The sequence below is a fragment of the Gangjinia marincola genome, from assembly GCF_039523415.1.
Taxonomy (GTDB): Bacteria; Bacteroidota; Bacteroidia; order Flavobacteriales; family Flavobacteriaceae; genus Gangjinia; species Gangjinia marincola.
Genome location: NZ_BAAAFG010000015.1, coordinates 420,468 through 444,108 on the forward strand (window position 1 = coordinate 420,468; position 23,641 = coordinate 444,108).

Sequence of the window (23,641 nt, forward strand, 5' to 3'; positions counted from 1 at the left end):
TATGAGTGATCAGCAATATAACGATGAGATCGATTTAGGTGTTGTTTTTCAAAAAATTAAAGATGGGTTTAAACAATTTTTGATCTTCATTTATAGTATAATCCAGTTTTTCCTAAAATATGCGATTGTCATTATCGTACTTCTTATTGTTGGTGCGGTAATAGGATATTTTTTAAATAAACAAGCTGAACCTGTAAAAGAAGCTACTCTAGTAGTGCATAATAATTATGATGCGACCAGTTATGTGTATTCTGCTGTTGAATTATTAAATCGCAAAGTTGCCGAGAGAGATTCTGTCTTTTTGGTTGAAAATGGTTTTAAACTTGATGAAAACGGAGCTGATTTATTAGGCATAAAAATTTCGCCTATTGTGAATGTAGTCGATTTAATTTCAAGAACACAAGTTGATCCTAGGAGTTTGGAAGCATTTTTCAACGAAATAAAATATGAAGAAGACCTATTGAGTTCTGAGGCTTTTTATACTGAGTATCAAAAACATAAAATTAAAATCACCACCAGTAGCAGTGCTTCTAATCAAACCATTAAACGGGTTATTGAATTTTTAGGTAATAATGCACATCTTAAAAAATTACGAACCAGTTATCTGGACGATATCAATGCTAGAATTGTTGAGAATAAAGTTATTCTTAAACAGATCGACACACTCATCAAAAGAGTAAAGACTCCTCAAACCTCAAGCTTACCTAGTAGTATTTACATAGACTCGCAAGAAGATGCTCAATTAAACGATTTGATTTTGACCAAAAGAGAGGTTATAAAAGAAAATGAAAGTTTACGTTCTGCATTAATTAGAAGTGACGATATTATTTTGTTACTTAATAATCCCAAACTAACTGTTGTAAAACAAGGCCTTCTAGCGAATAAAATGATAATACTACCTGTGCTTTTGATCGGTTTATTCGTAGCTGTGGTTCTTTGCATTAGGTTTTATACATATTTAAAAAAGTTATCCCAATCTCATGAGTAAAGAAAATATCCTTATTACAGGAGGAGCCGGATTCATAGGATCAAATTTTGTAAATCATTATGTACTAAACCACCCCCAGGAGCACATTGTCAATCTTGATAAATTGACGTATGCCGCCAATCTGGAATATATAAATGTTTCTCAAGAGGCTAATTATACTTTTATAGAAGGAGATATCTGTGATAAGCGTACATTAAATAACTTATTTAATACATACGGTTTTAAAAAGGTAATACATTTTGCAGCAGAATCTCATGTAGACAACTCTATCAAAAATCCAGGTGCTTTTATTGATACGAACATAACAGGTAGTTTTAATCTCTTACACACTGCATACGCTCATTGGATGGACGCACCATTTAAATTAAAAGAAGAGTATAGTCAAGTAAGATTTTTACATGTTTCTACAGATGAAGTATATGGAACATTAGGTAAAGAAGGTTTATTTACCGAAGAAACACCATATGCGCCCAATAGCCCTTACAGTGCATCAAAAGCAGCTTCAGATTTTATTGTGCGTAGTTACTTTCACACATACGGTATGCCCGTAGTGACCACAAATTGCTCCAATAATTATGGTCCCCATCAGCACGATGAGAAACTAATACCAACGATTATTAGAAAAGCAATCGCAGGAGAAGACATTCCAATTTATGGTGATGGCGAAAATATACGGGACTGGTTATACGTGTTGGATCATTGCAAAGGAATTGAACTTGTTTTAGCTAAAGGAAAACTAGGAGAAACCTATAATATTGGTGGACGAAACGAACGCAATAATTTGTATATAGCGAATAAAATTTGTGAAGTATTGGACCAAAAGCAACCGAGAAATAATGGAAGTTATGCTGATCAAATTACCTTTGTTAAAGACAGACCCGGTCATGATTTTAGGTATGCGATTGATGCAAGTAAAATTGAGAATGAGCTGGGATGGAAAGCAGACGAGAATTTTGAGACCGGCATTACAAAAACCATTGATTGGTATTTAACTAAATATACATCATGAAAGGAATAATTCTGGCGGGAGGATCTGGCACCCGATTGCATCCATGTACACTAGCGGTGAGCAAGCAATTAATGCCTGTTTATGATAAACCCATGATTTACTATCCGTTATCTACATTAATGTCCGCTGGGATAAGAGAAATACTCATTATTTCTACTCCTCATGACCTACCAGCTTTTAAAAATTTGTTAGGAGATGGAGAAAATTTGGGATGCAGGTTTGAATACGCTGTTCAAAATGCACCCAATGGTCTGGCCGAAGCATTTATTATTGGCGCAGATTTCATTGGGGGTGATAAAGTAGCCTTAATTTTAGGAGACAATATTTTTTACGGGTCTGGATTAGAAGAATTATTACAGCACAATAATGACCCTGAGGGAGGAATTATATATGCTTATCACGTTCATGATCCGCAACGTTACGGGGTTGTAGAGTTTGATAATAAAGGTAAAGCAATAAGCATTCAGGAAAAACCGACCCACCCTAAATCCAATTACGCCGTTCCCGGAATTTATTTTTACGATAATGAAGTAGTAGACATCGCTAAGAATATAAGCCCCAGCGACAGAGGTGAATTGGAAATTACAGATGTGAATAATGAATATTTAAAAAGAGATAAATTACATGTTAGTATTCTCGATAAAGGAACTGCTTGGTTAGATACAGGAACATTTAATTCTTTGATGCAGGCGGGACAATTTGTACAGGTCATTGAGGAGCGACAGGGATTAAAAATCGGGGCGATTGAAGAAGTTGCATTTCAGATGGGATATATCTCAAGAGATCAATTGGATCAATTAGCTGCTCCCTTTCTAAAAAGTGGTTATAGTATAAATTTTTCTAAAGTACCATAGATGAATATTGATAAGACACCTATTGAAGGCTGCTATTTGATTAAGCCTAAGGTTTTTAAAGATGATAGAGGGAGCTTTATGGAAACATATAACAGCCAGACCTTTACTGAATTGACGGGGCTAAATCCTAAATTTGTTCAGGATAATCAATCGGTTTCAGCATATGGTACAGTACGAGGCTTGCATTTTCAGGAGGGTAAATATGCTCAATCTAAGTTAGTACGGGTAATTGAAGGAGAAGTACTAGATTTGGTTGTTGACCTTCGCCCACTAAGTAAAACATTTAAAAAAAGCTTCAGCATAAAATTAAGCAAAGAAAATAATTTTCAGCTTTTTATTCCCCGGGGTCTTGCTCATGGTTTTTCTGTTCTTAAACAGAATACCATCTTTTGTTATAAGTGCGATAATTTTTATCATAAGGGCAGTGAGAGAGGAATTCGATATAACGACCCAGAGTTGAATCTTGACTGGCACTTAAATCAAGATGATATGATTCTTTCAAAAAAAGATAAAGATCTTCCTACGTTACGGGAGTATCTAGACGATAGAAAAGCTCAAGGGTGAAAAAGGTACTAGTTACAGGGGCAAACGGTCAGTTAGCGCAATGTATAGATTTACACAGCAAAACTATAAATGAGGTCGAGTTTATTCTAGCCCCGTCAAGCTCACTTGATATTACCCGTCAAGCGGAAGTAGACTCTTTTTTTGACAAACATAAGGTCCACTATTGCATCAATACTGCAGCATTTACTAATGTTGAATTAGCAGAAACTCAGCAGGAAAAGGCATTTAAAGTTAATGCATTAGGAGCCAAACACCTAGCCGAAGCATGTGAAAAGCATAACGCAACCCTTATACATGTATCTACAGATTACGTATTTGATGGAAACAATAAGGGAGAATACCTGGAAACGGATCTAACAAATCCCATCAATGTTTATGGAGTGTCAAAGCAAAAAGGAGAAGAATACGTAAGGGCGATATGCAGTAAGCATTTCATTATAAGAACCTCTTGGTTATATTCCCAATTTGGACATAATTTTTATAAAACAATTAAAAAAAAGATAGCTCAAGGATCAACATTACGTATCACTACAGCGCAAATAGGAACCCCTACTAATGCAAATGATTTGACTGAGTACGTGTTGTTTTTAATCAAGAATAATATTCAGCAGTATGGAACGTATCACTTTAGTAACTTAGGAAGATGTACCTGGTTTGATTTTGCTAAAGCCATTGCTAATGGCCTAGGAAGGAGCAAGGAGGTTGACCTTCTTGTTTCAAATGCTTATCAGACCAAAGCAAAAAGACCTATGAATAGTGTTTTGAGTAAGAGAAAAGCACTAAAAATGTATCCAGATATTCTCTCATGGCAAGATAGTCTTACGCACTTAATAGAAACGACATGAAAAAAAAGAACCTCATCGTTTTTGGCACACGCCCAGAAGCTATAAAAATGGCTCCGTTGGTGAACTCATTCTTAAAAGATGATCGTTTTGACACAAAAGTTTGCGTGACTGCTCAGCATAGAGAAATGCTTGATCAAGTACTTGATTTTTTTGAAATTAAGCCAGATTTTGATTTAAACGTAATGACACCAAATCAAAACCTATATAGTTTGACTGCAACCATAATTGAGCAAATGAAACCCGTACTTGAAGAGGTAAAGCCTGACTATGTGTATGTACACGGGGATACTACGACTTCAATGGCGGCGGGAATAGCGGCATTTTATAGTGGAGCAAAAATATGTCATGTTGAAGCTGGGTTAAGAACATTTGACAGACAATATCCTTTTCCAGAAGAATTTAACCGACAACTCACCGGCAAGATTGCTGATTTTCATTTTGCGCCTACGATACTTTCTAAAGAAAATTTGCTCAAGGAAAATGTTACCGAAGATTCTATTTTAGTAACTGGCAATACGGTGATTGACGCACTTTTATACGGAATTGAAAAGGTAAATGAATCTTCATTTAGGGACAAGGAAATAGAAACAATTAAAGGTACGATTGATTTATCAAAAAAAGTTATTTTGGTTACAGGTCATAGACGGGAGAATCATGGAGAAGGTCTGATTAAGATTTGTACAGCACTTAAAGATATTGCTACCAAAAACAGTAAAGTAGAAATTGTATATCCGGTTCATCTCAACCCTAATGTAAAGGAGCCGGTGCATCACCTTTTAGGAGGAATAGAAAATATAAAATTGGTAGCTCCTCTAGCGTATCCAGCTTTTATTTGGTTAATGGAAAAGTCTTATCTTATCATAACAGATAGCGGTGGGATACAAGAAGAAGCACCAAGTCTAGGTAAACCTGTATTAGTAACAAGAGATACCACAGAGCGGCCAGAAGCTGTAAAGGAAGGAACGGTCTTGCTTGTTGGAACAGATACAAAACGAATAGTTGAGGAGTCCAATAAACTCCTCACAGACCAAGAATATTATAAAACAATGGGAATGCTTCATAATCCATATGGTGATGGCAAAGCAACAGAGCGTATTATGAATTATATCTTAGAACAATAGAATTTGATCAGATGAGTAACAAACCAAGCGTAGTAATGATGGGATTAGGTTATATAGGCTTACCTACAGCAGCCCTAATCGCTAGCAGGGGTTTACGTGTAACCGGGATCGATATACGAGAAAACGTTGTAGAAACGATTAACAAGGGCCAAATACATATCGTAGAACCTGATTTGGATGGTTTAGTTCATCATGTTGTCCATAAAGGAGATCTAACGGCAACTACAAGCCCTGTAAAAGCTGATGTCTACTTAATTGCTGTTCCAACCCCGTTTAAAGATAATCACATGCCAGATCTCTCTTATGTGTTATCAGCCACAAAGAGCATAATTCCAGTATTAGAGAAAGGTGTTCTGGTAATCTTAGAATCAACCAGTCCTGTTGGTACTACGCGTAAAATGGAAGAGCTTATTTATACTACCAGACCAGAATTAAAAGGACATATATATATTGCCTACTGTCCTGAGCGTGTATTACCAGGCAACATATTACACGAACTGCAACATAATGATAGAGCTATTGGAGGTATAGACCAGGCATCGACCCAAAAAGCAATAGCTTTTTATAAGCATTTCGTTTCGGGACAGCTCCATCCCACCAATGCGAAAACAGCAGAAATGGTAAAACTGGTAGAAAATGCTTCCAGAGACAATCAAATCGCATTTGCCAATGAGCTTTCGATGATTTGTGATAAAGCAGAAATTAACGTTTGGGAAATGATCGCGTTAGCGAATAAACACCCCAGAGTAAATATTTTAAACCCCGGGACAGGAGTAGGGGGTCATTGTATCGCTGTAGATCCTTGGTTTATAGTTTCAGAATTTCCTAATGAAAGCACCTTAATTAAAACCAGCAGAGAGCGTAATGTATATAAGACCCAATGGGTGATTGAAAAGGTGAAAAACAAAGCACTTGCGTTTAAAATTGAGCATGATCGTGACCCCATTATTGCATGTATGGGATTAGCGTTCAAACCAGATATTGATGACTTGCGCGAGTCACCTGCGCTCCAAGTAGCAGATACGCTTAAAAAAGAAGGTTTTAAGACACTTGAGGTTGAACCTAACTTAGTTGGTGCTGTAACGGATCGACAAATAGTCCCTGCAAATGATGCTATCCTACACGCAGACATTATCGTTTTTTTAGTAGCGCACAAGGAATTTAAACACCTACCAAAAATAGAACATAAAATAACGTTAGATTTTTGTGGCAACCTATAAAAAAATACCGGTAATAAGCTTTCTGTTCTTAATTTCCTGTACAGATATAGTAACAGATCATTTGAATAAAGGGCTATATGAATTAGAAAACTCCAGAGAAATTTATAAAAAAATCAATGATGAAGTAAGTGTTCAAAAAATTGGCTTCTTTAAGCTGGATGATAACTCATATCGCATTGCCATTATGTTAAATGATGATATTACTCCTGAGGTAATTAAAAAATATAGCTTTGGAATTCACTTAAAACTGGAGGGTGATCAGGCCAAATTTATGCCAGATGGGAAAAGTTATTTAAGTTGGGATTTTCAACCAGAGTTACACACATTTAACGATCATAAATACATTATCAGAGAAGTAAATACTCCGGTTCGTTATATAAAAAAGATGAGACTTTTCTTATATAATAGGGGTAAATACAAAGAACGTTATGGAGATAATATTTTCATCACTAGAGTTAGCCTATAAAACTTATCCATGCTGAACATTTCTGCAAACAGCAAAGAAATACTAGAAAAGGCAATTAAAGTTTTTTTTACCAGGGTAGTTGGCTATGGATTTGGATTTTTATTTACATGGATTGTAGCCAGTAAGTTTGGACCTACTATACAAGGCGGATTTGCTATAAGTTTAGTATTCTTATCAGTAGGAGTAATTATAGCAAAACTTGGAATTGACACTTCTTTAGTAAAGTGGATAGCATCATCTCGCAATTCCTCGCAAGAGAAACATATTATACGTAAATCAGCTATTATTGCGATAATCAGTTCAATTTTGGTAGGAGCCCTAGTATTTTTTTTAGCTCCTTTGATAGCATATATGTATCAAATGCCAGATATCGTCGTAAATATTCGCTGGGCCGCATTAGGGATACCTGCAATATCGTTATTGGAGATTTGCGGAAGTATTTTTAAAGGAAAAAAAGAAACTACCCCATTTGGAGTTTACGTACACATACTCAAGTTTGCCTTTCCACTTTTCCTAATATGGATCTTATACCTAAAAGGATATGTAAACCTGCAAATTCCTACTCTGGCATATTCAATTGGGATTCTGGCTACCGGTTTCCTGGCTTTTACCCATCTTTTTTTTAGATATAAAAACATTTCCAGTACAAAAGTAGATCATCTTAGTACGTCATTCATTTTAAGAGAATCTTATCCTATGATGATATCTTCATCCATCGTTATGCTTATGGGATGGAGCGACATATTTTTGTTGGGGTTTTTTAGTAGCAAGGAAACTATCGGCATTTATAGTACGGCAGTCAAACTTGCTGCGACAGTATCTTTTATATATAACGCTGTGGCAACAATAACAACACCTAAGATTGCAGAGTTCTATGCTAGAAATGATGAGACCCTATTGAATAATTCTGTATCCTTTGCATCCAGATTAATGATGATATGTGGTATTCCAGTCTTTCTTACGTTAATGTTGTTTCCTGAATTTTTTTTAGGACTGTTTGGAGAAGAATATATTAAAGGTAGTCTTGTCCTTAGAATTTTAATTTTTGCTCAAATTACTAATGTATTGACCGGACCTGTAGGGCCACTATTTCAAATGACTGGATTGCAGGTAAAATTGCAACAATTTATCTTATTATCTTTGATAATTAATATAGTATTAAGTCTCATTTTGGTTCAATCTTTTGGAGCGAAAGGTGTAGCATTCGCAAGCGGTGTAGGGATGATGGTTTGGAATATACTGGGAGCAGTGTATTTATATAGAAAAAAATCAATTAAGTCATGGATTCACTAATACCATAAGACGATTTAAAATGAAGTGGATCAAATATGTAGCCCATCCGCACCTTTACCTAGTGTTCTTTTTACTCATTAGTGCACTGGCATTTATTCCTAATGGATTAGGTTGGAGTGGACATTTAGTTGGTAACACAAGAGACTACTTTTGGTTATATGCGCTTTATGTGTTTTTCTACCTCGCAGGATATTATTGTTATCAAAAGAAACCTGTCATTCAGTCGCGGGAGGTAGAGAATAGTATGATAAGCTATTTTCAACTGGCTTTTGGAGTTAGCTTGTTTTTCTTCTTTGCAAAATTCATTTACATTGGCGATATCCCTTTATTTAGCTCAGATCCATATATCAGGACTAAACTGGGACGTTTAGGAGGATTTGTTGATTTTCCAACTAAAATGATGGCTCTTTTAGGGATCATTGCGTATTATTTCTTTTTAAAACAGAAAAAATTCATTTATCTACTACAATTTCTTTTATCAGTTAGTTTAAACCTGCTTTTTGCAGAAAGATCATTGCTGGTATTCACCGTACTTGGAGCAATTTTCCTATACGCTAATATGAAGAAAATAAGTCTGAAATTATTCAGACGAATTTTAGTCGGGATTGTCTTTGTTATATTTTTGATTGGCTGGGTACAGATAAAAAGACATGGAGGTAAAGAAAAACTAGACCTTTCTGAAAAAAGATCAACCTTAGAAGTTGTTGCCTGGGTTGTCCATGGTGATCTAACAGGATCTCAAAAATTTGGTGCTGAAGTAGTAAATAATTTAGATGGTAAAACACTTGCAGGTAGATATACGCTTGGAATTTATCTTTCGGTATTAATTCCCGGGTATAGCGACCATGGAGCGACATATTTGCAGAAAAATTTTAGTAGATCAAAAACAGCACGATCTGCTGCAATTCCTTATAGTTATTATATGGATTTTGGAATATTTAGCTTAATAATACCCTTTATAATAGGTTATATTTCAAGCATCCTGTATAGAAGATTTACTACGTTTAAATCACCCTTTTATGTGATATTATACATTGCCTTCTTTTTCAACTTACTCTGGAGTGTGCGTGCGGGTAACTTTCCTATAGATCCAAAGTTGATATATTTCTTATTGGTTTTACTGTTTATTTTTAACCCCCGTTTTAAGCTGAAATTAAACAATGAATCTGTTCAAGTAATTAGAGCAGTATTTATATGCACGTTGGTATTAAGCTCTGTCGCTTTAATAATTAGATGGTGAAACAGGATTTTGATAAAGTAGTATTTATAGGGCCCAACTATCATCGTAGAAGAGGAGGAATAGCTTCAGTGTTAAAAACATATGCAACCTTCATCGGGAAAGATTTTAATTTTTTTAGTTCTGCACTAGTTCAAAATAAGCACATTAACTTTTTGCTGCTGCCTTTTAGATTATTTCATTTTCTTATCTACCTCATTTGCTATTATCGCAGGATAGCTATAATTCATATACATGGAGCTTCTTATGGTAGTTTTTATAGAAAATATATGTTTTTTCTCATAGTTAAACTTTTAAGAAAAAAAGTAGTCTATCATATTCATGGAGGTAAGTATCCCATTTTTTATCAAAACTCCGGTTTTTTGGTAAAGAATGCTGTCTCACATATGATTAATTCCTGCCACGGATTAATTGTTCTTTCTCAGGAGTGGAAAGAATATTTTGAAAAGGAATTTTCAAATCAAAATATCTACATTCTCAATAATCCGATCATCAGAGGGACTCCGCGGCCTAAAAATTTCGATCAAAAGAAAAACCTATTGTTCCTAGGAACAATAAATCAAGATAAGGGTATTTTTGATCTTATTCGGGCAATTGCACTATTAGAAAATGAAATAAAGGAAGATATACAGCTTATTATTGGGGGTAGAGGCGAAGAAAAAAAACTTTTACAAGAAATAGAAGAACTTGGCGTATCAAAAATAGTTTCTTTTAAAGGATGGATTAATCATATGCAAAAATCTGATCTTTACCAGAAATCACATATAATGATTTTACCCTCCTATCATGAAGGTTTACCAATCTCATTACTTGAAGCGATGAACTATGAACTCCCACTCATAGCGACACAAATTGGTGGCATACCTCAAATTCTTAAGCCGAGTTTTAATGGTATATTTATACGGCCGGGAGATGTGCATGCCATTAAAGAAGCAATACTTAGTTACGTTAAGACGCCTAAAAAGATAATTGATCATGGTCATAACAGTAAACAATTGGTTGAGCCATACTACGTAGAAAATGTCTTAAACAAACTAAACAAAATTTACAGTAAAATTTAGGTAGAATGAACTTTTTGAAAAGTTTCTTAGATGCTCATTTAAAATATGGCTTTTTATTTAAGAGGCGATTGAAAAAAGTCAATGACTACTATACTATTTCTAACGATAAATTAGAGCAACTAAAACAAGAAAAAATTAGAGCACATATTGAGAATGCCTACACTAATTCTTTGTTTTATAAAAAACTATATGATGATCACGGAGTAAACCTTAGTCAAATTCAAAATCAGGAGGACGTCAAGAATTTACCTCCAATAACAAAAGCAATTATAAAAGACCAAATTGACAAGTTATACATAGGCAATAGAATAAGACATACTAGTCATACCAGCGGAACTTCTGGCTCTCCTCTCAAGGTTTATTACGATCTGGATTGTGTGTTAAACGAGGCTGCTCATAATGAAGTATTTCGAAATAACGCCGGGCATCATTATGGACAGAAAGTAGTTTCCCTTAGAGGTGTTTTAGATAAAAGTAGGATGAAATACTTCGATAAGTTTTCAAATACATTATATCTCTCAAGCTATAACTTATCAAGTGAATACGCTAAGTTTTATCTGGATGAAATTGAACGTTTCAAACCAAATGCTATTCTGGCATATCCCAGCTCCCTTGAAATCCTATCTAATTTTTGTCAATCTTTAAAAAGATCACTCAATGTACCTGTTGTATTTACTTCTTCAGAAACCTTATACGATCATCAAAAAGAAAAGATTGAGAAAATGTTGAATACTAAAATTTTTGATCGTTATGGTAATGCAGAGCGAACAATCTCTTTAGTACAATTTAATCAAGAATTCTATGAAGAAGCTAAACTTTATAGTTACAATGAATATAAAGAAAATCATATCCTAACCACCAATTTAATAAATCCTGGATTTCCACTCATTAGATATAGGGTAGATGACCAAGTAGAAATTGTTTCAAAGAAACCTATCCGTATTCAAAAAATCATAGGTAGGGTGGACGATTATGTTGTTTTAAATGATGGAAGTAAGATAGGTAGGATGGACCACGTTTTTAAAGGAATAAATAACGTGAAATATGCCCAGATCATTCAGGACAAAAAAGCAGAATTCGACGTTAACCTCGTCATTGAACAACAATTCAATAACACCGAAAAAGACAAAATTATCTATAATATTAAAAAAAGAATTGGGGATCAGGCTACCTTCAACATCAATTTCATACATGAAGATGAGCTGATAAAAACCTCTAGTAATAAATTTAAACTCGTTATCAGCCGTCTTGAATAAATTACAATGGTATTATAATCGATTAAAATTAATGAGCGTAAAAGAAGTATTCTTTTATCGCATCCCTCAATTTATACAACATCAATTTAAGGGACGTATACAATCCACCCGTCAACCAAAACTTCTCAAGCTTAATCCATCTCTTCACGCGGTAACCTATAGTGAGTCAGTGCTTAAAGAATTATTCGAGGGTAAAAATGATATGTCACAATATCTGTTGTTTGATCAATTAATAAATGTATACGAGGTTGATGATTGGAGAAAAGATTATCATAATAACATAAGTTCACCCATAAAATATTATAGTGAGGTTGATCGACAAGATTTTGATGTTGTAGGAGATGTAAAAGTTGTTGCAGAGTTATCCAGAATGTACTTCTTGCCTTTCTTATCATTAAAAGCGATAGAAGAAAAGGATAAAAGGATGTTGAGTATAATTGATGGTATGATAACCAGTTGGGATGAACAAAATCCCTATTTATATTCTATACACTGGACTTCGGGGATTGAAGTAGCGATACGGGCTGTGAACTTAGTTTACTCACATCAAGCTTTAAAGGGCAGAGGTTTGATCTCCCTGTCATGCGATCAAACAATCTTACGCATTCTTTCAAACAGTTATATTTATCTAAAAAACCACCTTTCCCGTTACTCTTCTGCAAATAATCATCTCATGGCAGAAACGATGGGATTAGTGGTCTTATCATGTTATTTTGAATTACCCCATAAAGAGAGAACTCGGTGGCAAAACCTGCTCTATGACCAGATCAATATTCAAATCAATAAGGATGGTGTTCATATGGAATTATGTACACATTACCATGCAGAGATTTCTGAACAAATTCTGATAGCAATTGACTTTTTAAAACGCACTAAGATTAAGATACCTTCTTCAGTTTTAGAAAAAGTAGAATCATTGTTCAAGTTTACAAGTCACATAAGCTATGAAGGATTGAGTACTATATTTGGTGATAATGATGAAGGTGCTGTTATCCTTCCTTATTTCGACAAGAAATATTCAGTATACCAATCTCTATTAAAATCTTCTAATCATTTATTTTATAATAATTACTGTGTGGATGGAGAGGTTGATGCTAGAAATTATCTGATTTATGGAGAATCACTCAACTCAATAAAGAGATATAATGAATTAAACGATACACTATTCAAAGATTCTGGATACCTGTTTCTCTACGATCAAGAGGAAAGAGCAAAACTCTCCTTTGATTGTGGTACAATTGGAGATTACATTTCTGCCGCTCATGGACATTCTGATATTTTTCATATTAATTTTAGCTTACGCGGAAAAGAATTTTTAGTTGATAGCGGCACCTATCAATATCATAAAAAATTTACACATTGGCGAAACTATTTTAAGGGAATTTCAGCACATAATACCATTTCTGTCAACAATAAAAATCATGCCGTAAATAACGGAAGAATGAGTTGGATAAATCTTCCGGAAACAACGGTTCAAGAGTATACATCAAGTCAGGAGAAAGCCTTTTGCAGAGCAACAACCAACGCATTTAGATCTCAATCTATTCAGCATGAAAGAGCCATATATTTCAATAGAATGGATAAAGAAATTCAAATTAGGGATGTTCTCATTAATTCAGACAACAACAAAAAATCTAAAACGATTCATTATTTTTTGCATTTTCATCCAAATGTCATAATCCAAGAGGCAAACAAAAAAATTGTTCTTATAAATGAAAATGAAAAAATAATATTACAAGGTAGTTGGCTCAACGAAGCTTCTATTAGCGAAGGAGAGAAGGATAATTTACAAGGTTGGTATTCTCCTCAATATAATGTAAAAGTTCAGGCAAAGACCTTAGTATACACCACCACTATAAAAAGTAAAGAAACAAGGTCCATTTCATTAAGGATTTCATATAAATGAAGTTAAGCAAAATATATATACGAAAATATACAATAGAAGAGAGTCTGATTTTCATGACAGCTTTGCTTTTACCGCTTCATAAGAATATAAGCACTTGGTTTCTTGTTGGCTCCGCAATTTATTGTTTCTATCTCTATACTAAAAGCAAGAGTGAATTTAAAATAAAAAATCTAGTCTGGTTAGGGATTATCCCTATGACCTTAATTGTAATAAAATTAGTAGGATTAATCAATGCCAGGGATATAAGTAAAGGAATTGAAGAAGTAGTGCGATATTTTCCATTTTTGTTATTACCGTTATCTATGGTTGTATTAGCGAAGCGCTCTGAACGATTAGATCAAATAATTTTTAAAGCGTTAGTATTAGGTTGTGTTATAGCTATAACGATCTGCTGGATCAATGCAATACAGGCTGTAGTAAGAAATAACGAACCTCTTTCAAACTTACTGGCGTGGAAACGTAGTAACATATACTTGACAAGAATATTAGATATTCATCCTCCCTATTTAGGATTTATTATAATTATTGCAATTAGTTTTTTAGTGAAATACTACTTATTGGGTAAAAAGGCTAAAGAATTAGCGAACTCAAAGAGAATACTTATCTACGCAGTAATATTTTTCTTTATATTATTTCTATTTCATCTGGTTTCAAGAAATTCAATTATTTTATTGATCCTTTTAAGCATAGGATTTACACTTTTCTTTAAAAAGAAACGGTTCATTTTTATTAGTACAGCTGTAATTATGCTATTTGCCGCTGTAATTTACGTTCATCCCTCAAAATACTTACAGCGTAAATATGTGAAAATGCTTAATTTGACAGATGATGAATTAGGAGACAAGCGGTTCTCACGCCTTATCGCTTCATGGAATATTTTTCTAGAGCATCCAATTATTGGAGCAGGATCTACAACAGATGATATTTTAAGACTTGAGCAGTATAATAAGATGGATGATCAAATAGCTTATGCTAAAAATCTTAATGCACATAACCAATATGCTGAATACTTAGCGAGTACAGGCCTAATAGGGCTTTCTATATTTATAACTGTGATAGTCGTTTTTTTAAGATATACGATCATTTCTCAACACTATTTTTATACCGTTTTGCTGTTGTCTTTCTTATTTAGTTGCCTTACAGAAAGTATGCTAGAGAGGGAGTTAGGTATTAAAATTTTTAGCTTAATCTTATCTTTGTGTGTTTATCATTATATAAGAGACCAAAAACTTATTAATAAACCTCTTTTTGAAAAATAAAATAATTTATTTATTAGGAGCCGGTCGTAGCGGTACGACGTTATTGGCATCTGCATTACATACACATCCAAACATTCAAACCGTTGGCGAACTACATCAATTTTTCGAATATTATTTTGACAACAAGTCGTGCTCGTGTGGTAGTGTTCTTGATGCATGTATGTTTTGGAAAGAAATTATAAAAGAGATTAGGTTTAGTCACGTCTCAAATGAAAATTATAGGAGTATTGAGAAAAAACACAATCATCGCTATATATTGAATTATCTTTTAAGCAATCACAATTCACGGGATTATATAAAGGCAAATGAAGAAGTATTTTCAGCTATTCGTAAAGCTACATCTTCTACTTGGATGTTGGATTCTTCTAAATACATTGCACGTTATCTTTTATTAAGAAAAAGCAATAAAAATGAGATTAAAGGTGTTTTCTTAGTTCGCGATGTGCGGGGTGTTATACATTCTTTTAAGAAAAAAGTACAAACACCAAGGTCGCCATTTTCATCTCTTATCTACTATCTTCTTATCAATACAATAGGTGAATTAATTGCACGTATGGATAAAAACATAATAAAGATTAGGTACGAAGACTTTATTAATAATCCTAACAAAACTCTTGAGCGAATTTATGAACATGTTTTCAATTTTAAAGAAACAGCGTTACTGTCTAAGGAAATAAAGACGCCACACTTTATTGGGGGAAATCGTCTTGTTTCAAAAAATCAAATTAAGATTAGTCAAAAAATTTCTTGGAGGCAAGAAATGAAAAGAAGTCATCAGCTATTATATTACATGCTATCTTTACCTTTATTGATCGTTAATAAATATAAGATGTGATGAATATCTTCATAACCTTAGATTACGAATTATTTTTTGGAGCGCATACAGGATCAGTACAAGAGAGTATCATAAAACCTACGAATCACCTTACAGAACTTTTAGATCCTTATAATATTTCAGCCACTTTTTTTGTTGATTCTGGTTATCTTCTTGCGTTAGAACGACAAAAGAAACAATACCCTCAACTAGAAGACGATTACACCGTCATAAAAAATCAATTAAAAGAACTTGTTGCAAAGGGTCACTCGATCGAACTTCATATACATCCTCACTGGGAAGATTCTTTTTTTGACGGTAAGAAATGGCATATGAATACAAAGCGATATCGTCTTGATTGTTTCAAACAGGAGGAAGTAACTAATATTTTTGATCGCTATACTAATGTATTAACAAAAATCACAAATAAAAAGCCAATAGCATATCGGGCAGGTGGGTGGAGTGCTCAACCTTTTTCTAACCTAAAACCAGGCTTTGAGTCAAACAATCTGCGTATTGATAGTTCTGTCTATCCTCAAGGATTTTACTCATCCTCACTACAAAATTTTGACTTTAGAGCTATCGATCCTTACGTGACCCAGTACAGTTTTGATGAAAATCTCACAAAACAAGAAGAGAATGGAAAATTTCTTGAAGTTCCCATTAGTTCAATAAAAGTCACTCCTTTGTTTTTTTGGAAGTTTGCGTCAAAAAAGCTTATTAAGAACAAGGAACATAAACCATTTGGTGATGGTTCTGCCATACCATTATCAACGCGTCAAAAATTGAAATTGCTCACAATCTCTTCTTACAGCGTCGTATCTATAGATGGTTTCAAATCTACATTAATACAAAAAGCTTTTACTAACTATACACAACGTGCAAAAACGCATAAACACTTTGTATTAATAGGGCATCCTAAAGCATTTACACCATATTCGTTAAAAAAATTAAAAGAATTTATTGAATCTACTAAGGATCATCACAATTTTGTGACCTATGAAATTGTTTAATCTAAAAACCTATTTCGCAGGCAGTATATTAATTCTTTTTTATATAACTGAGTTTATAAGTAAAATAGGATTCTATGCTAATTCTCCTAACTCAATTCAATTATTCACAAAAATTAGTGTGGCACTTTATTTTTTAATGGAGATGACTGTCTCTTTAAAAAAAAGAAAGTCGATTATAATTGGATTCTTGACTTTAACCGCAGGATTTATATTGGGACAAAATTTTTTGATAGGAGGCTTTACTATGTATAGCATAAAAATTTTTGGTAAGTACATCTTTGCATTATTAGTATTGCAATACTTTTACTTTAATCCTCTATCAAAAAAGGCAAAGTCGTTTTTAATACAAGCATTTAAGCTCCTTATTATAGTAAATGCCATGTTTATTATTCTTGGACTTATTTTTGACATTCATGTCTTTGAAACATACAAATATGGACGATTTGGTTACAATGGATTGTTAAGGAACTCATCCACTTCATCTTATTTCTACCTCATTGCCGTTTTTTATGTACTTTTTAAAAGAAATTTACCTTTAAGATATGATAGTTTATTTGTTATCGTTATGATATCCTCACTACTTATTGGGACAAAGTCTGTCTATCTTTCTATATTGTTTTTTGGCTTTTTCAAAGTTTATAAAATGTGTATTTCAACAAAAGCAAGGGTATTATTAATCAGCCTAGTATCACTCATTGGGCTTGGCTTATTTTATATTGTTTTCTATAATTACACAAGCTTTACTACTATTCAAGAAGAAAAAGGGATTTTATCATCTATATTGTCATTTAGAAATGATCTTTTCATAAATCGAACACTACCACATATCACTAATCACTGGTCCTTCATACATTATCTTTTTGGAGGAGTTGATGATCCTTATGTGAGATCTCAATTGGATTTAATTGATGTGTTGCATTTTTTTGGACTTGTTGGGACAATACTTTACATCTATATGTATTACAAATTACTTGTTACATTTACGTTGAATTATAAGGCTGTAGCGCTATTATTTTTTTTGAGCTTTATTATTATGCTTTCAGGAAATTTTTTAAGTAACCCAACCGTGGTAATGTACATCGTGTTCGTACAGCAAATTTTAAAAACCTCAGATACTACTTCATTTGAAACAAGAATTATTTAATACATCTATACATAATCTAACCATGCAAGAGACACTTGAAATGGTTCAAAAGGCGATCGAGGAAAAGAAACAGCTTCACCATGTTGTTGTCAATGCGGGGAAGATTGTACAAATGCAGAATGACTATGAATTAAAAGAAAGTGTAAATTCCAGTGATATCATTAATGCAGATGGACAAGCGGTGGTTTGGGCTTCAAGATATTTAGGAAAACCATTAAAAGAGCGGGTTGCAGGAATAGACCTTATGATAAATTTGGTAGAATACGCTTCAAAAAAAAACTATAAAATATATCTACTGGGAGCAAAAGAAGAGGTCGTTAAAACAGTAGTAAATTTGTATAAGAAAAACTACGGAGACCATATTATAGCAGGTTACAGAAACGGCTATTTTAAAAAAGATGAGCAAATACAAATCGCAAAAGAGATCAGTGAAAGTGGTGCTAACATGTTATTTGTAGCTATATCTTCTCCCATGAAGGAAAACTTTCTTTACGACTATAGAGATCAACTAAAAGCAGTAAATTTCATTATGGGTGTTGGCGGTAGCTTTGATGTTATATCAGGAAAGGTAAAACGTGCACCACGTTGGATGCAAAAAGCAGGACTGGAGTGGTTATTCAGGTTTTTACAAGAACCAAGGCGTATGTGGAAAAGATATTTAGTCGGGAACACCAAATTTATATGGATGGTTATGAAAGAAAAAATGAGACAAGTTAAAGAGTAAAACATGCAACAGTTACTACAAAAATTGTATGTTCTTCTATTCTATGGAATTTGTTTTTTACTCCCACTAGAAAGATATGTTAGGATTGGACCTAATATTTTGTTGTTTAGTTTGATTCTGCTTTTTCCTTTTGTAATTAGAAAGGAGGATACAAAAAAAGTAATACTACCTCCTATTGTCCTTTTGATCGTATTTAGTGCGTACACTTTTCTCAATCAACTAATCTTTCATCCTGAGCAACCTTTAGATGTTCCTGGAAGAATAATTCTCTCATTATTATTTATAGGATTAATTTTACCCATCAACAATCTTAGGTACGTTAAACAAATTTTCATTGGATCGGTTTTTTTATGCGTACTCATTTCTGTAGGTAATATGTTAAGCTATTATCTTGGATCAGTAGAGACCTATCAATTTGTTAAGGGAGACCATATTGCAAATGCATTGCCCATTGAACGCTTATACTTGGGATTCCTCTGTGTGATAAGTATAATCTTATCAGTAGATTTAATTGGAAGCAAGTTTAAGCCGTTAAATAGATATTATGCAATAAATATCGTCATTGTTACTGCATTTGTATTACTCATTTCTTCCAGGCTGGGAATTGTTTTAATCAGCATACTTGTGTTGTTGAGCCTTTTCTATAAAACAAAGAAAGTAGATCGATTAATCTCAGTCTTAGGTCTTGTACTAGTTTTAAGCATTGCATTTGTATCAAGTCCAGAGTTGAGGAATCGCTTTAATCGTTCTGTAGAAAAAGAAAGAATAGTAGATTATATTTTTCAGGATGATATTCGCAGTGATGCATGGAATGAATCGTTTCATATGCTAAAACATTACGATTATATATTAAAAGGGATAGGTTTTCAAGGTACTAAAGAAAATGTAACAAAAAGAATTAACCATCAAACAAACAAAAACGTGATAAATTCACATAATCAATTTGTTGATTTCATGTTAAGTGCAGGGATACCTGCCTTTTTGTTGTTTATCGCTATTTTTATTGGCACTTTTGTAGCCAGAAAGAAGGATTACGTAAAAATAGCATTACTCTTGAGTATTGTATTTTTTCTTTTAATAGAAAATTTATACCATCGTCAAATAGGAGCATATTATGTTGGTCTGGTAATGATTTTTTTGGTCTATGAACCTTTAAAAACAAAAAAGCATCAATTAGATGTTGTATAACTTAGTTGTAAAGAAATAACATGAAAATAACCGTTGTAGGAACAGGATATGTAGGATTAGTTACTGGAACCTGTTTAGCCGAAACAGGAAATGAAGTCATTTGTGTTGACATAGATGAAAATAAAGTAAAACAAATGCAATCTGGTGAAGTGCCTATTTATGAGCCTCATCTTGATGTATTGTTTGAGCGAAATATTAAGGCAGGTAGACTTACTTTTACAACAGACTTACATAAGGGTCTTGATCACGGCGAAATTATTTTCTTAGCACTCCCCACACCAGAAGATGAAGACGGATCAGCTGACTTACGTTACGTCCTTGGTGTTGCAAAGGACATAGGAGAGTATATTACAGATTATAAAGTGATTGTGGACAAGAGTACGGTTCCTGTAGGGACGGCAGATCGAGTAAGAGAAACCATTGCAGAGTACACGAGTACTGAGTTCGACGTCGTTTCAAACCCTGAGTTTCTGCGTGAAGGTTTTGCGGTAGATGATTTTTTAAAGCCAGAACGTATTGTTATAGGCTCTTCTAGTGAAAGAGCTATAGAGTTAATGAAACGCCTCTACAAACCTTTTGTACGTTCAGGAAATCCAATCATTGTGATGGACGAGAAATCAGCCGAACTAACTAAATACGCTTCAAACTCTTTTTTGGCGGCAAAAATCACGTTCATGAATGAGATAGCAAACTATTGCGAAAAAGTAGGAGCAGATGTAGATCATGTAAGACGCGGTATGGGAACGGACTCAAGAATTGGAAAACGTTTCTTATTTCCAGGCATAGGATACGGTGGATCTTGTTTTCCAAAAGATGTAAAGGCACTACATAAGTCTGGGAAAGATGCAAACTTTGAATTTAAAATCCTCTCTTCAGTCATTGATATTAACAATGACCAAAAAACAGTATTGATGCCAAAAATAGAATCTTATTTTAAAGGCAATCTAAGCGGAAAAAAAATAGCGCTTTGGGGACTAGCATTTAAGCCCGAAACAGATGATATTAGAGAAGCTCCTTCTTTGTATATGGTAGATAAATTAATTGCCGCGGGCGCAAATGTAACCGCGTTTGATCCTGAAGCTATGCCAAACGTAAAACGTAAACTTAAGGATAAAATAGACTTTGCGAACGGCATGTATGAAACGCTTGATGGCGCAGATGCACTTTTAATTTGTACAGAATGGAGCATTTTTAGAACACCGGATTTTAATAAAATCAAAGAAAAATTAAACAATCCTGTAATTTTTGATGGTAGAAACCTATATGACGTTGAAGAAATGCAAGATCAAAATATTTCCTACTATTCCATAGGGCGCAAAACAGTTTAAAATGTCAAAAAGGGTCTTAATTACAGGTGCTGCGGGTTTTTTAGGATCACATTTATGCGATCGATTCATCAAAGAAGGATTTGACGTAGTAGGAATGGACAATTTAATTACTGGTGACCTCAAAAACATTGAACACCTGTTTAAATTACCCAATTTTGAATTTTACCATCATGATGTAACCACGTTTGTAAATGTATCTGGAGATTTAGATTATATCATGCATTTTGCATCTCCGGCAAGTCCTATTGATTATCTAAAAATCCCAATTCAAACCCTCAAAGTGGGTGCCTTAGGGACACATAATTTATTGGGTTTGGCAAAAGAAAAGAACGCAAGAATCTTAATTGCAAGTACATCAGAGGTGTATGGAGATCCGTTAGTACATCCACAAACTGAAGAATACTATGGAAATGTGAATACCATTGGCCCACGTGGTGTGTACGATGAGGCTAAGCGTTTTCAAGAAGCCATTACAATGGCGTACCATCGATTTCATGGGGTAGAAACACGTATACTACGTATATTTAACACTTATGGGCCAAGAATGAGACTGAATGATGGCAGGGTAATTCCCGCCTTTCTGGGACAAGCTTTAAGAGGAGAAGACCTGACTGTGTTTGGAGACGGTTCTCAAACAAGATCATTTTGCTACGTAGATGATCAGGTCGAGGGTGCTTTTCGTTTGTTAATGAGTGACTACAGCAATCCTGTAAATATTGGAAATCCAAATGAAATATCAATCAAAGATTTTGCAGAAGAAATTATTAAGTTGACAGGAACAGATCAAAAAGTGGTATATATGGATTTACCAAAAGACGACCCCATGCAACGTCAACCTGATATCACTAAAGCAAGAGAAATCTTAGGTTGGGAGCCAAAAGTTTCCAGAAAAGAGGGTATGGCAAAAACATATGATTATTTTAAAAACTTATCTCAAGAAGAGTTATTTAAAAAAGAACATAAAGATTTTTCAAGCCATATTAGAAAATAATTTCATATGATTTTTAAGCACGGCAGATACTCTGGCTATTTAAGGCCAATTTCTTATCTGTTGGATATTTTAATTATTCTGCTTTTTGCTTCAGGATTGTCGTTTGATAAAATCGGGTACTTCTATTATTGCTGTTTTTCTTCTATAGCGTGGATTTTTCTATCCATGAATACAGATTTCTATGAAGTCTATAGATTTACTAAGGTCACTAAGATATTAACGCTGTCCATTCGTCAATTTGCCATTTTTACCTTAATAGTCTTTGCTTTTTTTGGGATATTTAATCAGTATAATAAACCTGTCCAACAGATAGGAATCTATATTGGTATTGTTTTTTCAACAATACTCATTGTTAAACTTCTCATTTTCTATTTACTTAAAAGATTTAGATCAACGCTTGGTGGAAATTTTAGAAACGTAGTAATCTTTGGGAAAAACAGAAAAACACGACAGCTCAAAGATTTTTTTGTATATAATCCAGATTATGGATACAAATTCAAAGCACTTTTTGATGTTTCAGAAAAAAGTAACGAATTAGAGCAGCATTTAGAGTATATTATTGAGCAAGAAATTGATGAAATTTATTGTTCTATCGATAAATTATCTCAAAAACAGCTAGATGAAATTATAGCGTTTGCAGATAATAATCTCAAGGTAGTCAAATTTTTACCAGATTCACGAGAGATTTACGCAAAGCGCCTTAATTATCAGTACTATGGTTATATCCCAATTTTATCCTTAAGAAGTATTCCAATTGATGAACCCATTAATCAATTGATTAAACGTGTTTTTGACTTATTCGTTTCAACCTTTGTGATCCTATTTCTACTATCCTGGTTGACGCCTATTTTGGCTATCCTGATTAAACTAGAATCAAAAGGACCTGTGTTTTTCAAACAAAAAAGAAATGGACTTGATTATAAGGAGTTTTATTGTTATAAATTTAGATCAATGAAACCTAATCCGACCGCAGATATCCATCAGGTCAAGAGAAATGACAATCGTATTACACAGATAGGCAAAGTTATTCGTAAAACCAGTATAGATGAGCTCCCACAATTTATTAATGTGTTTAGAGGAGAGATGTCTGTAGTTGGCCCTCGTCCGCATATGGTAAGTCATACCCATATGTATGCAGAGCGTATAGATAAATTTATGGTACGTCATTTTATTAAACCAGGCATAACAGGTTTAGCACAAGTAAGTGGATATAGAGGAGAGGTGGAGTCTAAAAATGATATTATCAATCGTGTCAGACATGATATTTTTTACCTGGAAAACTGGTCAATTCTCTTAGACTTAAAAATTATTTTGCTTACAATCATCAATGCTATCAAAGGAGAAGAAAAGGCATATTAAG

At 33.8% G+C, this 23,641-nt stretch carries 22 protein-coding genes; all 22 read left to right on the forward strand.

Annotation, left to right across the window (positions count from 1 at the left end; all coding sequences use genetic code 11):
* The first annotated feature begins 1 nt into the window (after position 1).
* The 22 genes from ABD000_RS09710 to ABD000_RS09815 are packed head-to-tail and all read left to right on the forward strand — an operon-like array spanning position 2 to position 23,640.
* Positions 2-988, forward strand: a complete 987-nt coding sequence (locus tag ABD000_RS09710; protein ID WP_343766611.1) for a hypothetical protein — start codon at positions 2-4, stop codon at positions 986-988.
* The gene (gene rfbB, locus ABD000_RS09715; RefSeq protein ID WP_343766613.1) at positions 981-1,997 is read left to right on the forward strand and encodes a dTDP-glucose 4,6-dehydratase; all 1,017 of its coding nucleotides are present in this window, start codon (positions 981-983) and stop codon (positions 1,995-1,997) included. Before ABD000_RS09710 ends, rfbB begins: the two co-directional genes overlap by 8 nt.
* Positions 1,994-2,851: a glucose-1-phosphate thymidylyltransferase RfbA gene (gene rfbA, locus ABD000_RS09720; protein ID WP_343766616.1), complete on the forward strand. Its 858-nt coding sequence runs from the start codon at positions 1,994-1,996 to the stop codon at positions 2,849-2,851. The genes rfbB and rfbA overlap by 4 nt, the downstream gene beginning before the upstream one ends.
* A complete protein-coding gene (gene rfbC / locus ABD000_RS09725) occupies positions 2,852-3,415 on the forward strand; it encodes a dTDP-4-dehydrorhamnose 3,5-epimerase (RefSeq protein WP_343766619.1) in 564 nt (187 codons plus the stop codon).
* Positions 3,412-4,260, forward strand: coding sequence for a dTDP-4-dehydrorhamnose reductase (rfbD, locus tag ABD000_RS09730; protein ID WP_343766622.1), 849 nt, complete (start codon positions 3,412-3,414; stop codon positions 4,258-4,260). The genes rfbC and rfbD overlap by 4 nt, the downstream gene beginning before the upstream one ends.
* Positions 4,257-5,381 (forward strand): non-hydrolyzing UDP-N-acetylglucosamine 2-epimerase, encoded by a 1,125-nt coding sequence (gene wecB, locus ABD000_RS09735; protein ID WP_343766625.1) that lies wholly within the window; start codon positions 4,257-4,259, stop codon positions 5,379-5,381. The genes rfbD and wecB overlap by 4 nt, the downstream gene beginning before the upstream one ends.
* An 11-nt stretch (positions 5,382-5,392) precedes the next feature.
* The gene (gene wecC / locus ABD000_RS09740) at positions 5,393-6,601 is read left to right on the forward strand and encodes a UDP-N-acetyl-D-mannosamine dehydrogenase (RefSeq protein ID WP_343766628.1); all 1,209 of its coding nucleotides are present in this window, start codon (positions 5,393-5,395) and stop codon (positions 6,599-6,601) included.
* A complete protein-coding gene (locus ABD000_RS09745; protein ID WP_343766631.1) occupies positions 6,588-7,067 on the forward strand; it encodes a hypothetical protein in 480 nt (159 codons plus the stop codon). The genes wecC and ABD000_RS09745 overlap by 14 nt, the downstream gene beginning before the upstream one ends.
* Before the next feature lie 9 nt (positions 7,068-7,076).
* On the forward strand, positions 7,077-8,360 hold the full coding sequence (locus ABD000_RS09750; protein WP_343766634.1) for a flippase: 1,284 nt from the start codon (positions 7,077-7,079) through the stop codon (positions 8,358-8,360).
* A gap of 19 nt (positions 8,361-8,379) precedes the next feature.
* Complete coding sequence (locus ABD000_RS09755) at positions 8,380-9,600, forward strand: O-antigen polymerase (RefSeq protein WP_343766637.1); 1,221 nt, start codon at positions 8,380-8,382, stop codon at positions 9,598-9,600.
* Positions 9,594-10,658: a glycosyltransferase family 4 protein gene (locus ABD000_RS09760; RefSeq protein WP_343766640.1), complete on the forward strand. Its 1,065-nt coding sequence runs from the start codon at positions 9,594-9,596 to the stop codon at positions 10,656-10,658. Before ABD000_RS09755 ends, ABD000_RS09760 begins: the two co-directional genes overlap by 7 nt.
* A 5-nt stretch (positions 10,659-10,663) precedes the next feature.
* Positions 10,664-11,914: a phenylacetate--CoA ligase family protein gene (locus ABD000_RS09765; RefSeq protein WP_343766643.1), complete on the forward strand. Its 1,251-nt coding sequence runs from the start codon at positions 10,664-10,666 to the stop codon at positions 11,912-11,914.
* 31 nt (positions 11,915-11,945) lie between these two features.
* Positions 11,946-13,820 carry a heparinase II/III family protein gene (locus tag ABD000_RS09770; RefSeq protein ID WP_343766645.1) on the forward strand — a complete coding sequence of 625 codons (1,875 nt, stop codon included), beginning with the start codon at positions 11,946-11,948 and terminating at the stop codon, positions 13,818-13,820.
* A gap of 53 nt (positions 13,821-13,873) precedes the next feature.
* Entirely contained in the window at positions 13,874-15,079 is a 1,206-nt protein-coding gene (locus ABD000_RS09775) for an O-antigen ligase family protein (protein ID WP_343766648.1), read from the forward strand.
* Positions 15,069-15,914, forward strand: coding sequence for a sulfotransferase family protein (locus tag ABD000_RS09780; protein WP_343766649.1), 846 nt, complete (start codon positions 15,069-15,071; stop codon positions 15,912-15,914). Before ABD000_RS09775 ends, ABD000_RS09780 begins: the two co-directional genes overlap by 11 nt.
* Positions 15,914-16,906 (forward strand): polysaccharide deacetylase family protein, encoded by a 993-nt coding sequence (locus tag ABD000_RS09785; RefSeq protein ID WP_343766651.1) that lies wholly within the window; start codon positions 15,914-15,916, stop codon positions 16,904-16,906. Before ABD000_RS09780 ends, ABD000_RS09785 begins: the two co-directional genes overlap by 1 nt.
* Positions 16,893-18,050, forward strand: coding sequence for a hypothetical protein (locus ABD000_RS09790; RefSeq protein WP_343766656.1), 1,158 nt, complete (start codon positions 16,893-16,895; stop codon positions 18,048-18,050). Before ABD000_RS09785 ends, ABD000_RS09790 begins: the two co-directional genes overlap by 14 nt.
* 22 nt (positions 18,051-18,072) lie before the next feature.
* Positions 18,073-18,774: a WecB/TagA/CpsF family glycosyltransferase gene (locus ABD000_RS09795; RefSeq protein WP_343766660.1), complete on the forward strand. Its 702-nt coding sequence runs from the start codon at positions 18,073-18,075 to the stop codon at positions 18,772-18,774.
* Positions 18,775-18,777: 3 nt separating this feature from the next.
* Positions 18,778-19,962: an O-antigen ligase family protein gene (locus tag ABD000_RS09800; protein ID WP_343766663.1), complete on the forward strand. Its 1,185-nt coding sequence runs from the start codon at positions 18,778-18,780 to the stop codon at positions 19,960-19,962.
* A gap of 20 nt (positions 19,963-19,982) precedes the next feature.
* Positions 19,983-21,290 (forward strand): UDP-glucose dehydrogenase family protein, encoded by a 1,308-nt coding sequence (locus ABD000_RS09805; protein WP_343766667.1) that lies wholly within the window; start codon positions 19,983-19,985, stop codon positions 21,288-21,290.
* Position 21,291: 1 nt separating this feature from the next.
* Positions 21,292-22,281 carry a UDP-glucuronic acid decarboxylase family protein gene (locus ABD000_RS09810; protein ID WP_343766669.1) on the forward strand — a complete coding sequence of 330 codons (990 nt, stop codon included), beginning with the start codon at positions 21,292-21,294 and terminating at the stop codon, positions 22,279-22,281.
* A gap of 6 nt (positions 22,282-22,287) precedes the next feature.
* Positions 22,288-23,640, forward strand: a complete 1,353-nt coding sequence (locus ABD000_RS09815; protein ID WP_343766673.1) for an undecaprenyl-phosphate glucose phosphotransferase — start codon at positions 22,288-22,290, stop codon at positions 23,638-23,640.
* Position 23,641: the final 1 nt, after the last annotated feature.

Excerpts from the sequence above, each read along its gene's own strand:
- ABD000_RS09795 (WP_343766660.1), top strand. The coding sequence starts at position 18,073 with ATGCAAGAGACACTTGAAATGGTTCAAAAGGCGATCGAGGAAAAGAAA.
- ABD000_RS09810 (WP_343766669.1), top strand. The coding sequence starts at position 21,292 with ATGTCAAAAAGGGTCTTAATTACAGGTGCTGCGGGTTTTTTAGGATCA.
- ABD000_RS09770 (WP_343766645.1), top strand. The coding sequence starts at position 11,946 with ATGAGCGTAAAAGAAGTATTCTTTTATCGCATCCCTCAATTTATACAA.
- wecC (WP_343766628.1), top strand. The coding sequence starts at position 5,393 with ATGAGTAACAAACCAAGCGTAGTAATGATGGGATTAGGTTATATAGGC.
- ABD000_RS09760 (WP_343766640.1), top strand. The coding sequence starts at position 9,594 with ATGGTGAAACAGGATTTTGATAAAGTAGTATTTATAGGGCCCAACTAT.
- rfbB (WP_343766613.1), top strand. The coding sequence starts at position 981 with ATGAGTAAAGAAAATATCCTTATTACAGGAGGAGCCGGATTCATAGGA.
- ABD000_RS09790 (WP_343766656.1), top strand. The coding sequence starts at position 16,893 with ATGAAATTGTTTAATCTAAAAACCTATTTCGCAGGCAGTATATTAATT.
- ABD000_RS09755 (WP_343766637.1), top strand. The coding sequence starts at position 8,380 with ATGAAGTGGATCAAATATGTAGCCCATCCGCACCTTTACCTAGTGTTC.
- rfbA (WP_343766616.1), top strand. The coding sequence starts at position 1,994 with ATGAAAGGAATAATTCTGGCGGGAGGATCTGGCACCCGATTGCATCCA.
- ABD000_RS09775 (WP_343766648.1), top strand. The coding sequence starts at position 13,874 with ATGACAGCTTTGCTTTTACCGCTTCATAAGAATATAAGCACTTGGTTT.
- ABD000_RS09765 (WP_343766643.1), top strand. The coding sequence starts at position 10,664 with ATGAACTTTTTGAAAAGTTTCTTAGATGCTCATTTAAAATATGGCTTT.
- ABD000_RS09750 (WP_343766634.1), top strand. The coding sequence starts at position 7,077 with ATGCTGAACATTTCTGCAAACAGCAAAGAAATACTAGAAAAGGCAATT.
- ABD000_RS09710 (WP_343766611.1), top strand. The coding sequence starts at position 2 with ATGAGTGATCAGCAATATAACGATGAGATCGATTTAGGTGTTGTTTTT.
- ABD000_RS09785 (WP_343766651.1), top strand. The coding sequence starts at position 15,914 with ATGAATATCTTCATAACCTTAGATTACGAATTATTTTTTGGAGCGCAT.
- ABD000_RS09805 (WP_343766667.1), top strand. The coding sequence starts at position 19,983 with ATGAAAATAACCGTTGTAGGAACAGGATATGTAGGATTAGTTACTGGA.
- ABD000_RS09815 (WP_343766673.1), top strand. The coding sequence starts at position 22,288 with ATGATTTTTAAGCACGGCAGATACTCTGGCTATTTAAGGCCAATTTCT.
- rfbC (WP_343766619.1), top strand. The coding sequence starts at position 2,852 with ATGAATATTGATAAGACACCTATTGAAGGCTGCTATTTGATTAAGCCT.
- ABD000_RS09800 (WP_343766663.1), top strand. The coding sequence starts at position 18,778 with ATGCAACAGTTACTACAAAAATTGTATGTTCTTCTATTCTATGGAATT.
- wecB (WP_343766625.1), top strand. The coding sequence starts at position 4,257 with ATGAAAAAAAAGAACCTCATCGTTTTTGGCACACGCCCAGAAGCTATA.